The sequence below is a fragment of the Arthrospira sp. PCC 8006 genome, assembly GCF_046480465.1.
Lineage (GTDB): Bacteria > Cyanobacteriota > Cyanobacteriia > Cyanobacteriales > Microcoleaceae > Limnospira > Limnospira platensis.
Window position 1 is genome coordinate 1 of sequence record NZ_PKGG01000154.1, and the last position, 12,763, is coordinate 12,763.

Genomic DNA, 12,763 nt, shown 5'->3' on the forward strand with positions numbered 1-12,763 from the left:
TGAGTAATATTTGAGTAACTAGGCATAGTTATTGGGTTGAGTAATAACCCGCTATCGCTGTCAGGATAAGGGTTTATACTAAACTGGGGCGGAAGGATTCGAATCGCCTATATAGCCTACAACCCCTATTCTACCGTTACTTAGGTGTTACTCAAAGCCATAACAGGATCCATCAATTTGTAGCCATAAAATAACCCCTAGGGGTTTAATCTAGGGGTGTTAATTTATGAAAGGTTGACGATTAGATTAATCTATCTGATAGATAACTCTGAGAAATAATTTAGCTTCTGGAGCATCAATATCAACCCCTAACGCTGTTAACCGTTCTATGGCTACGTTTAACGGTATAGGTAACTTAGAGCATCCTTCGAGAACTTCTAAGGTAGCGTCAATCCCTTTTGTTTTATAGTTACTCTCATTAATGATTGTGCTATGTCCCATAAGTCTAGCTCGCAACTCGATAGGTAGTCCATACTTTTCACCTAACAGGTTGTACAGCCTACGAAAAGCATATTTTTGGGTCACCGGGCATTTCATGAATTGAAGTCGTTGACTAAAGATTGTCTCAAAGCCTGTAACTATGCTTTTGGGTTTACTACCTTTTCTAGGACTATATTCTGGCAATAACGGTCGTTTCAATTCTAGGAAATCAAACATTTCAGGGCTGGGAATGGGAGCAACAATCCTTCCCCCTGTTTTAATACTCACTTTCCGACCTTCTGCGTCAGTAAAGTAAACATAGTCACCTAGCACCAAGTAATTGTCTTGATTATCGGGGTCTGACAGTGCTTTGATGATTACGCCATCTTCAGTTACAAATGGCTTAGTTAGATTAACTGCGGCGGCTATCTCGGTAGGTCTTAACCCGTACATTACTGCCATACCAGTCACCCATAACCAGCTATGTCGGGATGATTGATGTTGGTGGCCTTTAACAGTATAGGCTTCTTGTTTGGCGCTATACCACCAATCCTTAAAGGCATCGATGCCTATCCGTTGTCTCTTTTTAAATTGCGTTTGTTTGGGGTCAATAGGTTCAAGCTTTTTAAGCAAGTGGTCTTTGTTAGGTGATTTCTCAGCTATGGCTTTTAAGATGTAGTAACGTTCCTTGAAGGTTTTGGAGCCTATTAATTGTTCTCCATTCTGCAAGGGAATATATAGCATAGCCTTGAAACTCTCCCAGCTAGGATATTCATCCCAGTTAGGGAACAGCTTGAAATATGTCCCTTTAGTAGACTCGTAAGATGCTAAGTCGCTAGCGATATCGCGAGAACGCGGTCGTCCTGTGTTGCGGTTGCAACCCGCAAAATACTTATCCTCCAGTTGTTGAAATATTTCCCGGTAGGTTATCAGATTATCCTCAATCTGATTTTTCCCTAGGATGGTTTTATCGTACCAATCCCAAAATTCACTAGCGCTAGTGATAGTTCCCAGGGCTTCAGATACCAACTTAGCTTTCCTGACTCCATCAATAACCCCTTCTGGAGTACATTCAAGGTTAGCCGTTTTGGGTAGCCGTTTCCCGGTAGGTGGTTGCTTAAACTGCAATAGTAGGTTGTACCTAGCCCCGGACTTTTGTAGTTTGAGTGTCACTCCTTTGGGACATTCCCCCTTAAACTCCTGATAGGCTTTCACGAACCTAGTGTAACTCTCATTATAGTTACCCTTTCCCCCTACAGTAGGGGTATTGATATCGTTACTCATTTTTTACTCACTTGTTATCCTGCTATGGTTTTGAGTAACACCTAAGTAACGGTAGAATAGGGGTTGTAGGCTATATAGACGCTGTTAATTCTGAGGAGTGTTGTCAAATGAGCAAATTATGGGGCTATAGTTTCTGGTCAAAAGTAGCAATGATTCTTCCCCTTACCAGTGCGATCGCTTCTATTATCCATACCAATACAGCGATCGCCCAACTCTCCGAAGACATCATTAGCACCGATGACCTAGTAGAAGTTCAGGGACAAGTTACCTCCGTTTCCCAACTCTCAGACGTTCAACCCACAGACTGGGCATTTCAAGCCCTACAATCCCTTGTTGAACGCTATGGCTGTATAGCAGGATATCCCGACGGAACCTATAGAGGCAACCGCGCGATGACCCGCTACGAATTCGCCGCCGGACTCAACGCCTGTTTAGAGCGAATTAACGAACTGATCGCCGCCTCCGTAGTTGATAGAGTTACCCGTGAAGATCTCGCCGTCCTCCAACGTCTCCAAGAGGAATTTGCCGCCGAACTCGCCACCTTAGGAGGTCGTATCTTCGCCCTAGAAGCCAGAACCGCAGAATTAGAAGCTAACCAATTTTCCACTACCACCATATTCGGTGGTGAAGCCATCTTCGGCTTTGCTGGTGCCGTAGGCGGAGACCCTCCCGGCACCGGAGACAACCATCAAGCTACCCTCCACTATCTCCTGCGTCTCGGAACCGTATCTTCCTTTAGTGGTCTCGATCGCCTCCGCATAGGCTTCGTTTCCGGTAACTTTGAAAATAGAGGATTAGCCGGAACCGTAGAAGATCCAGGGTTGGGAGATATGGCCCTGCTGTCATACCAAACTGATAGCAATAATCAACTATTCCTCGATTACCTAGAATACAGATTTCCCGCCTTTAATAACCGGGTAGTCTTCACCGTCCGCCCCGTAGGATTTAGTCTCAGCAACGTCCTCACTGCTAACTCACCCTTTTTCGATAGCGGTCGCGGTGCCATTTCCCGCTTTGGTGAGGGTAGCCCCCTATTTAAAATGGGCGCTTTAGACGGAGGCGCTGGGTTTGATTGGTTAGTTTCCGATAAAGTGCGACTACAGGTAGCCTATGGCGCTCGCAGCAGCTCCGATGCCACACTCGGCATTAGTCATTCCGATCATAGTGCTTTAGGAGTACAATTGTTACTAAAACCCAGTGCTAACACCTTGGCAGGTTTAACCTATATCAATGCCTACTCTGCCAATGGTCGCCTAGACACCCTCACCGGAAGTTTGAGCGCCGACACCTCCGGGTTACTCAATGAACCCATGAACTTTAATGCAGTAGGGGGGTCCTTCCAGTGGCGCATCAAATCGAATATTACCCTCGCCGCCTTTGGAGGCGTGACCTTTGGGGAATCAACTACCAGCAACGCCTATGCCAACACTACCACCTACAGCCTTTCTCTCGGTTGGTCTGAACCCTTCGGCCGTAATGGCGACCTATTTGCCTTTATCTTTGGTCAACCGCCTAAACTGGTAGCCGGCCGTAATTTGCCCTTGGGAGAAGATCGCGATACCTCCTTACACTTCGAGACTTTCTACCGTTTCCGTGTCAGTGATTATATCTGGGTGACACCGGGTGTATTTATGGTCACCAATCCAGAACATAATGCCAATAATGACACAGTTGTAATCGGTGTTTTGCGTACCACATTCTTATTTTAATCATTTTTCATGGCTGAACTCAGGCTGCGACTAATTCTTGAAAACCAACCCGAAAGGCTAATTCCGGTCGATCGCAATGAATTTATTATTGGGCGATCGCCTGAGTGTAACCTGCAACTGCCTTTTATTGAAGTATCGCGCCGTCATACCCGCATTTATAAAGGGACTGATGGTGGTTGGTGGGTGGAAGATTTAGGTAGTAAAAACGGCACTTGTCTAAATGATATATCCTTAACCCAGCCTCACCCCCTCAAACTTAACGACCAGTTGCGAATTGATCAGATCCGCTTAGATATCCTAGCACCAGATACCAAGAAAAATGGCGGGCGCAAAATTGGGACTCTGGTGGAAGGAACTAATTTAATTGGTCGGGTTCAGGATCTTAAACAACAATGGATTCAAAGTAACACCCAATTTGATGAGGATATTAATAATTATCGTCGCTCTGTAGCCCGCCTACAAGACCTAGTAGAAATTGCTAAATGTTTGAATAGTGCTGAGTCTATTGATGCCATTTTCTCACAAACTCAGTCCGTGATTTTTCATGATATCCCCATTATTGAACGCTTGGCTTTACTCGTTGATCTCAATGGTGACGGACAACTAGAACTCGTCAAAGTAGCCTCGAAAAAATCCGGTAACAACCCAGATATATCTATTGATGGAAGCTGGATTAGTCGCAGTATTTGTCAGCGAGTTTTTCGTGATAAAATTGCTATTAAAACCGCTGATGCTCAACAGGATACACGCTTTGAAAGTGAACCCAGTATTCTAGTTAAAGATATCCGATCTTGTCTGGCAGTTCCCCTATGGGATGAGGATCATGTCGTAGGTGTTTTATATGGAGATGCTCATTTTTCCTTTGACTACTGGACTCGTGGCGGAGATGAAGATTTGAGCTTTTTCTCAGCCTTAGGAAATTTAGTCGCGGCTAGTGTTCAACGTTGGTTACTTACTCAAAAATTACAGCGGGAAGGCACTATCCGTGAACGTCTGGAACGCTACCATACCCCGGCGGTCGTACAGCACTTAATCAATGTGGGCGCTTTAGACAATGGCCGTTTGCCTTCCACAGATGCTGAAATTAGTATTTTATTTGCTGATATTGTCGGTTTTACTGCCCTTTCTGAACGCTTACCTGCTCAGGAATTAGCGACATTACTTAATGCTTTTTTTGAGGAAATGTTGCAGGAAGTTTTTGCCCTGGGAGGAACTTTAGATAAGTTTATTGGTGATTGTATCATGGCGTTTTTTGGCGCGCCTGAAGCGCAATCAGACCACGCAGAACGCGCTGTTCATGCCTCTTTAGGAATGTTAGAACGCCTAGAAAAACTCAACGCTGAAGGTAAGTTATCAGAACCACTACAACTGCGTATTGCTATTAATAGCGGTAGGGCGGTAGTTGGGGATGTCGGTAGCTCCCAACGAGTAGATTATACCGTCTTGGGGGGAACAATTAATTTGGCGGCGAGAATGGAGCCGATTTGTCCCCCAGGAAAGTGTGTCATTAGTCAGGCGACTTATCAAATGTTGCGATCGCCTGAGCAATTTGCTCTAATGGGAGATTACACCTTTAAAGGCATTGATCATCCCGTCACCATTTATCAAAATGTGGAAGTTGGAAAACCTTGATCACCCTAGTCTAATTGCATTAATTCCGGTGATTATTAATATGTCTAACTCTCGCCCCCGCCCATTGCAATTTTTCCCGCAGGGTTTGATAAAACGAATAGTCCTCCCGCAGAATGATAAATTTAGCCTGACAGTCTGCTTTCCTCACATCAACCCGCTGTCCCGGCCAAATCGATGTAGCCAATACCCCATCAGTCCATAATTTAGTATCATGTTCGAGGTCAGCTAGGGGCCAAATACTGACCACTGACCCCGAAGGAATTACCACAGGACGACTGGAAAAGCTGAGGGGACAAATGGGACTAACAGTGATCGCATCCATCCCCGGATGCACAATTGGACCACCAGCAGACGCATTATAACAGGTAGACCCCGTGGGGGTTCCCACAATTAAGCCATCCCCTTGATATTGATCAATTACTTCCCCGTCAACCTCCATCTCTAAGATAGAAGTAGGCATTCGATACGCAGAAGCCGGTTTGATGCACATTTCGTTTAGGGCCAAAAAGCGATCGCTTAACGGTTCTAGGTGATCGCGGGAACCTTCAAAAACCGCCGCCTGTAACATCATCCGCTGTCCAATAGCGTAGCGATCCTCAAATAAACGATCTATAACCGTTTCCGTATCCTCTATATCCTCAAACGACTCAGTTAAAAATCCTAAATGCCCCCCCACATTCGCTGCTAAAATGGGGATACCTGCTTCCGCTAAATGTCGCGCCGCAGCTAAAGCCGTTCCATCTCCCCCTAATACCACCGCCAAATCAATAGGACTACTACTAGAAGCTAGAAACACCGGGTAGGGGTTATCTTTCGCCCCACTCGGTCCCATCAAAACCTGACATCCCCGCCGTTCAAATTCTCGGGCGTATTGTTGCGCCCAACGCTGACTCAGCCTATCCCTAGATTTATGAGCAATGATGACTTGTTTAATCTGCACAGTCCCAGTTAACCTTGGTTTAATCTATGATTATCCACCAAAATTGCCCAACACCGCAATTGTCTGATTCTCTGTTTTTTAACTCGCCATGACTAATTCTATTCTTCAATCTGTCTTTAATCTCTTTTTAAAGCCAGAATGTCCCCTCTGTGCAAGACCTACAGATCAGGAGTTCTGCCACTATTGTCAACAACAATTGTTAGAATGTCAATTTACCCACCCAGGACTATTCCCCGGTCAGGTGCCGATTTTTGTTTGGGGTCGCTATGGGGGAGTCCTCAAACGAGCGATCGCTGCTTTAAAATATGATGGCAACCCACAAATCGCCAAAATGTTAGGCTATTGTCTAGCCGAGGGGTGGCTCAATACTGTCAACCGGGTTCCCCAGAATTTAGTTGTAGTTCCTATTCCCCTACATCCCGATAAACTCAAAAAACGGGGTTTTAATCAGGCAGAATTATTGGGGCGCGGCTTCTGTGAAATTACAGGTTTACCTATAAAACCCCATGGTTTACAAAGGGTCAAAAATACCGAAGCCCTGCACGGCTTATCCCGACAACAACGAGAACAAAATTTGCTGGGGGCTTTACGAGTCGGAAAAGACACCCTTCCCCCTCGCAGTTCTGTGTTGATTATTGATGATATTTATACCACTGGGGCTACGGTTAATGCTGCTATTCAAGCCTTGAAGTTGAGAAAAATTAAAGTAGCTGGAGTCGTCGCATTAGCTACCACAGCTTCCCCTAAATCTTCCCCTCGTTCACTATCATCTATGGGCTAGGTACTGACAACCCTACCAATCACTGATCCTTTTTGGTTGAGATCTCCCTAGATTTCGCTAAAATATAATTAGCCGTCATAGCCATCACCGACAATCATTATGGGCTTATTTGAAGATTTCAGCCGCTTTCTGGAAACCCGCCTAGAGGAATTTTTGCGAGATCATCCTGATCTGGAATTGCAAGCCCTTGAGGAACAGTTACGTCAACAGGAAGAGGACACCCTCCGATTAATTGCTGACCTACAGCGTGAGGAAAAGAAATGCACTGAAGAAATTTTGGCGATCGCACAAGATATCCAAAAATGGCATAAATGGGTCGCTAAAGCACAAGCCGCCAACCGCCCTGACCTCGCTGAAGCCGCACAAGAAAGAGAAGCCTCCCTATTGCGACAGGGAAATCAGCGCTGGGGACAAATGCAGGGCGTTAAAAACCGCATCGAAAAGTCTAAGGAACTCTATCGCCAGATTCAACAGCGACGCAAAGAGGTTAAAATTAAACAGCAGGAATCCGCCGCCAACCGCACTAAAACTACCCAAACTAAATCTTGGGAAACCCAGGGATGGAACCAAGGAAATGATTACACTCGCTTTCAAGCCACCCCTGACCCACTCGAACAGCAGTTTCGTCAGTGGGAAATGGATGACGAACTCGAACAACTCAAGCGCAATATGCGTCAATAACTTTGTGTTAACTTTTGTAAAAAAAAATTAAGTTTTGTTGCGAAAAATTTTTTTTCGGGGGGTGGGGTTGCTTTTGCGGGGGGCTCGTGCTACCATTTAGATAATGGGAGTGGTGACTTTTTTGAAATTATTAAACATATTTCCATTATAAAACTGTATCTTAATATCTTATCATTAGTTCCCGGCTGTTGTCAACCCTCTGCTCAGGGGGGCCGAACAAAATTTTTTTTTTGAATAAAAAATCAACTTTAGAGAATGGGGCAGTTGAGCCAACCACCCCATCAGTAACTGGCGGCGATAGATAGATAGTTAAACCTAAGCCAAATCAGGGAAAACTTCCCTAACGGCGGGATGAACAAGTTGGTGATTTTCGACATTTAAACCCTTAGCTAAAGCGGCATCTTCAGCTAAAGCGCGAATGCCACGATCGCCTAATTTGAGAACATAAGGCAAGGTACTATTATTTAAGGCTTGGGTAGCCGTACTGGGTACAGCCCCCGGCATATTGGGAACCCCATAATGAACGACCCCATACTCAATATAAGTGGGTTGACTGTGAGAAGTAGGCCGCAGAGTTTCAATACAACCGCCTTGGTCAACCGCCACGTCAACTAATACAGAACCGGGGCGCATTTTAGCGACCAATTCACGGGAAACTAAAATCGGAGTCCGAAAACCTGGAACCAAGACCGCACCAATGAGTAAATCAGCCTGGGGAACAGTAGCCTCAATGTGGGCTGAATTACTGTAAAGCAATTCTACCCGGGAACCAAACAAAGTTTCTAAATAGGAGAGGCGATCGACATTAATATCAATAATTGTCACCATAGCACCCATACCAACCGCAATGCGGGCGGCTTCCGTGCCGACGATACCACCACCTAAAATCACCACATGACCGGATTTCACACCGGGGAAACCACCCAGGAGAACCCCTCGCCCCCCTTGTTGGCGTTCCAGATATCGGGCTCCAAACTGTACGGAAAGGCGACCCGCAATGATACTCATGGGAGTGAGTAGTGGTAAGCGTCGGTCTGATAATTCTACTGATTCGTAGGCGATCGCATTCACCCCACTATTAATAAGGTGTTCGGTCAATTCCCTAGCCGCCGCCAGATGTAAATAAGTGAATAGAAGTTGTCCCTTCTGAATAAAGGGATATTCTGAGGGTAGGGGTTCTTTGACCTTGACCACCAATTCACGATTCCAGACTTCTGTGGGTGAGGAAACCACCTTAGCGCCTGCTTCGAGATAGTCCTGGTCAGAAAATCCCGCCCCGACCCCCGCTTGTGTTTCCACAAAAACCTGATGGCCTTTTTCACAACAGACTCGGACACTACTGGGGCTTAATCCCACCCGAAATTCCTGATCTTTAACTTCTTTGGGGACACCAATTTCCATATAACCTCAACCTTAATTTTCTGAGAATGTCCGAACTGCACACCCTACAAATTCCTTGCAGGTGTGGCAACCAGGTAAAATATAGCCTAGCATTGGCTTTATGGCATCCAGCAGATCCGATAGGTTGGGTTATCTTGAAAACACCGGACTAGGACCAAAAGTGCCAAAAAATCGCCCCGACAAACCGAGTTCCGACATTAGAACTTGTTGTGTACTACCTCTGCATCAATACCATTATCAGAAGAATGGCTCTAAAACCCCGTCACTTCGACAAGCTCACTGCATCGCACTTCGATGACACTCAGTGCATAGCCTTCTAGGACGGCTTGGTTCTCAAATAGAGAAGTCATAAGGATCAAGACCCGTTGAAATAGCTACGATGAGAGCGCACCTAGACAGTTCCGAGGGGCAATATTTAACTACATCCCTGAAGACAAACAGCTTTGGGCTTGAGTACAATTAAACATAGTCGCCACAGGGGATTGGGAGACTCTAAACAGACGCAGAGCCAGGGTAAGAATACTTAGGTAGCACATTGCTGTGAAGCGTCAAGGAATCCTCGCTCCTTCAGGACGAGGAGGTATGTCAACTATAATGCGATCGCCTACAAGCCGGGGCGGGTTTACCAAATTGCTGCGGTGGTGGCGCACCTCCCAGAAACACCCCCTACAAGCCGGGGCGGGTTTACCAAATTGCTGCGGTGGTGGCGCACCTCCCAGAAACACCCCCTATAAGCCGGGGCGGGTTTACCAAATTGCTGCGGTGGTGGCGCACCTCCCAGAAACACCCCCTATAAGCCGGGGCGGGTTTACCAAATTGCTGCGGTGGTGGCCAAGCGTTTAGCGGAACCCGCCCCTACATTCAACCCCCCCCTCCCCAGGGATATCTTTACCTTGTCTATGGGGCGACGGTAAATTGGCATCCAACTTAATACTGTTTTATTATAGCCGCAAATCCTTATCTAATAGGGGTTTGCACCCCATAAATACGAATAGTGTCCTGTTTTACCCCTAGACATTTAGAATCTTTCCGGTAGAATCAGAACAAAAAAATTAACCACCAATGCACAGTCAAAACCCAATTTTGGAGGGTAGACCCATTACACTCACTCTCAATTCTTCCAACGTTCCTACGGCTTCTGATGCCGATCAGCCTATTATCAAAATAGCGGGCCGCTCTTCCCTGAAAGGACAGGTAGCTATCAGCGGTGCTAAAAACGCGGCGCTAGTCATTATGGCTGGCGCTCTACTGTGTTCGGAAGATTGCCGGCTACGGAATGTTCCGTCATTGGTTGATGTCGGCACTATGGGGCAAATTCTATCGGCTGTGGGGGTAGACCTCAAAAGAGATGGTAGCGTTATTGATATCAATGCCAGAGAACTTACTCAGTCTGAAGCACCCTATGAGTTAGTTAGTCAGCTTCGAGCTAGTTTCTTTATTATCGGACCGCTTTTGGCTCGCTTAGGGATAGCTAAGGTTCCTCTACCGGGAGGATGCGCTATCGGTGCTAGACCTGTGGATCTCCATGTTCAGGGACTACGAGCGATGGGCGCTCATGTGCAAATTGATCATGGCATAGTTGAAGCATACGTGACTGGGAGCGATCGCCGTCTCAAAGGCGCTAAGATTTATCTGGATTATCCCAGTGTGGGAGCCACGGAAACCCTGATGATGGCCGCAGTGTTAGCAGATGGGGAAACTATTATTGATAACGCGGCTCAAGAACCCGAAGTTATTGATCTGGCTAATTTCTGTCGGGCTATGGGCGCTAAAATTGAGGGGGCGGGAACTAAGAAATTAGTCATCTCTGGAGTTAGCCATCTGCACTCGGTGGATTATTCTATCATCCCCGATCGCATTGAGGCGGGGACTTTTTTATTAGCCGCCGCCATTACTGGCTCTGAACTAACCCTGGCTCCGGTTATTCCCGATCATCTCACCGCCGTGATTGCTAAGTTACGGAAAACTGGCTCAACTATTCTCGCCGAAGATAATCAAGTGATTCGGATTATTCCGGGTCCGGAAATCCTACCCACAGATATCGAAACCCTCCCCTATCCTGGTTTCCCTACAGATATGCAGGCTCCTTTTATGTCTTTGCTGACTCTGAGTAAGGGTAATAGTCTGATTACGGAAACTGTGTTTGAGAACCGCCTACACCATGTGGCTGAGTTGATTCGCATGGGGGCTGATATCCGCATGAAGGGTAATACGGCGATCGTTAGTGGTGTTCCTATTTTATCTGGTGCGCCAGTAAGGGCTACAGACCTAAGAGCCGGAGCTGCTTTAGTATTGGCTGCTTTAGCCGCTGAGGGTGAAACTACCATTTCCGATTTACAACATCTCGATCGCGGTTATGAACGCATAGATCTCAAGTTGAAAGATTTAGGGGCTCGCATAGAACGTATAGAGCCACTACCTGAATCGGAAAATTCTTCTTCCCAAGATCAGTAAACTAGGGTAATAATTAACTATAGGGGCCCGATAGCTAACCTCCAGGTACTCCCTAGGTATTGCTAACCCGCCCCTTGTTGTATTTCCCCAATGTTTGATTCAATACTATGGCTTTGTCTCCTAATCCTCTCATTGGCCTGAAAGCAGATCATTTCCGCCATCCCCTTGATTTACAGGCGACTAATGCTTTAAAGCAAATTCCCGGTTTAGATGTGATCGTCCGTCAGTTGCTCGGTTCCGTCGGTGAGCAGTTTTTCTATTTGGAAAATATTGCTTCCAGTGTTCTCGTCGGTCAAAAACAGCTTCCACATCTCCATAATCTCTTGTTGTCGGCTTGTGATACTTTGGACTTGGAACCGCCACAACTTTATGTTAGGTCTTCCCCAGTCCCTAATGCTTACACTTTGGCTATGCGGGGAAAACAGCCTTTTATTGTCCTACATACCTCTTTAGTGGATTTGTTGACTCCTGAAGAAATTCAAGCCGTGATTGGTCATGAGTTGGGACATCTCAAGTGTGAGCATGGCGTTTATCTGACTTTGGCGAATTTGATTATTTTGGCGGCGGGTCAATTCTCTACTTTGGGTGCGCTTTTGGTTCAGTCCCTACAAACTCAGATTCTTGAATGGGTCCGCTGTGCTGAGTTTACTTGCGATCGCGCTGCATTGTTGGCTACCCAAGACCCTAGAGTGGTCATGTCGGTTTTGATGAAGTTGTCCGGAGGTTCCCCAACTTTGGCCCCTCAACTAAATTTGGATGCTTTTCTTGAACAAGCGATCGCCTATGATGAAATGAGTAGTGATGAGTTGGGAGAGTTACTTAAACAAGCCCAAACCGCTCAACTCACCCATCCCCTACCTGTACTAAGGGCCAGAGAAATCTATCGCTGGGCCAGTAGCCCCGATTATAATTTTTTGTTGCAATCTCGAAAAATCGTGTATAATGATAAAGTAACCAATTCGGGCGGATGGCGAAATTGGTAGACGCACCACACTCAAAATGTGGCGACTTCGGTCATGTCGGTTCGAGTCCGACTCTGCCCACTATTAACTGACCTAATGCTGGTAGGAATAACCGGGATTTACTTAACCCGATAACTATACCTAGTTACTCAGATATTACTCACAATCTAGTCCTAGCACAGGAAAATAATTCTGTCAATAGGATGATTACTCAGTCAACAAGCACAACTTAATCAATCTGTCAAATACCCATACCACCCCCCCCCAGCAATTCTCATTTTGGCGAAAACCTGTTCAAGTCCCCAGCATCCCTGTATCGTAATGACATCCAAGAAACCCAGGAGCGCCAGAGCCGTTGAAAAAGCCAGGTGGCTTTGAGACTCTAGTCGGTTCTTTCCGCCAGTGCTTGTCATCGCTACCGGACAAGCGCCGGGGTAAAAATCGCCGCTATGGAATGGAGGATGCCGCTTTAAGTGCGTTTAGTGTGTTTTTTACTCAA

The 12,763-nt window shown here is 46.2% G+C and carries 10 protein-coding genes and 1 tRNA gene; 8 read left to right on the forward strand and 3 right to left on the reverse strand.

All coding sequences use genetic code 11. The annotated features are described in order from the left end of the window. Window positions 1-246: 246 nt before the first annotated feature. A complete protein-coding gene (locus B9T16_RS19255) occupies window positions 247-1,704 on the reverse strand; it encodes a recombinase (RefSeq protein WP_410245516.1) in 1,458 nt (485 codons plus the stop codon). 107 nt (window positions 1,705-1,811) lie between these two features. Between B9T16_RS19255 and B9T16_RS19260 the strand changes: the two genes are divergently transcribed. Together B9T16_RS19260 and B9T16_RS19265 are read left to right on the forward strand one after the other, a co-directional pair. Continuing rightward, window positions 1,812-3,413 (forward strand): iron uptake porin, encoded by a 1,602-nt coding sequence (locus B9T16_RS19260; RefSeq protein ID WP_006616649.1) that lies wholly within the window; start codon window positions 1,812-1,814, stop codon window positions 3,411-3,413. A 9-nt stretch (window positions 3,414-3,422) separates the two neighbouring features. Continuing rightward, on the forward strand, window positions 3,423-5,045 hold the full coding sequence (locus B9T16_RS19265; RefSeq protein WP_006616650.1) for an adenylate/guanylate cyclase domain-containing protein: 1,623 nt from the start codon (window positions 3,423-3,425) through the stop codon (window positions 5,043-5,045). A 19-nt stretch (window positions 5,046-5,064) separates the two neighbouring features. On the opposite strand, the gene B9T16_RS19270 is transcribed toward B9T16_RS19265, so the two are convergent. Continuing rightward, a complete protein-coding gene (locus B9T16_RS19270; protein ID WP_410245517.1) occupies window positions 5,065-5,985 on the reverse strand; it encodes an NAD(+) kinase in 921 nt (306 codons plus the stop codon). 88 nt (window positions 5,986-6,073) lie between these two features. On the opposite strand from B9T16_RS19270, the gene B9T16_RS19275 reads away from it, so the two are divergent. After that, window positions 6,074-6,766 carry a ComF family protein gene (locus B9T16_RS19275; RefSeq protein WP_410245518.1) on the forward strand — a complete coding sequence of 231 codons (693 nt, stop codon included), beginning with the start codon at window positions 6,074-6,076 and terminating at the stop codon, window positions 6,764-6,766. Window positions 6,767-6,865: 99 nt separating this feature from the next. After that, a complete protein-coding gene (locus tag B9T16_RS19280; RefSeq protein WP_006616653.1) occupies window positions 6,866-7,447 on the forward strand; it encodes a TIGR04376 family protein in 582 nt (193 codons plus the stop codon). A 315-nt stretch (window positions 7,448-7,762) separates the two neighbouring features. Here B9T16_RS19280 and ald read toward each other — a convergent pair whose 3' ends face one another. Next, window positions 7,763-8,848, reverse strand: coding sequence for an alanine dehydrogenase (gene ald / locus B9T16_RS19285; RefSeq protein WP_410245519.1), 1,086 nt, complete (start codon window positions 8,846-8,848; stop codon window positions 7,763-7,765). Between the two features lie 540 nt (window positions 8,849-9,388). Here ald and B9T16_RS19290 point away from each other — a divergent pair. The 4 genes from B9T16_RS19290 to B9T16_RS19305 all read left to right on the forward strand — a co-directional run bounded on the left by B9T16_RS19290 (window position 9,389) and on the right by B9T16_RS19305 (window position 12,345). After that, entirely contained in the window at window positions 9,389-9,691 is a 303-nt protein-coding gene (locus tag B9T16_RS19290) for a hypothetical protein (RefSeq protein WP_410245520.1), read from the forward strand. A 219-nt stretch (window positions 9,692-9,910) separates the two neighbouring features. Then, window positions 9,911-11,302: a UDP-N-acetylglucosamine 1-carboxyvinyltransferase gene (gene murA / locus B9T16_RS19295; RefSeq protein WP_410245521.1), complete on the forward strand. Its 1,392-nt coding sequence runs from the start codon at window positions 9,911-9,913 to the stop codon at window positions 11,300-11,302. A 107-nt stretch (window positions 11,303-11,409) separates the two neighbouring features. After that, window positions 11,410-12,285: a M48 family metallopeptidase gene (locus tag B9T16_RS19300; protein ID WP_317269948.1), complete on the forward strand. Its 876-nt coding sequence runs from the start codon at window positions 11,410-11,412 to the stop codon at window positions 12,283-12,285. Beyond that, window positions 12,264-12,345 (forward strand) — tRNA-Leu (locus B9T16_RS19305). Before B9T16_RS19300 ends, B9T16_RS19305 begins: the two co-directional genes overlap by 22 nt. Window positions 12,346-12,763 lie beyond the last annotated feature (418 nt).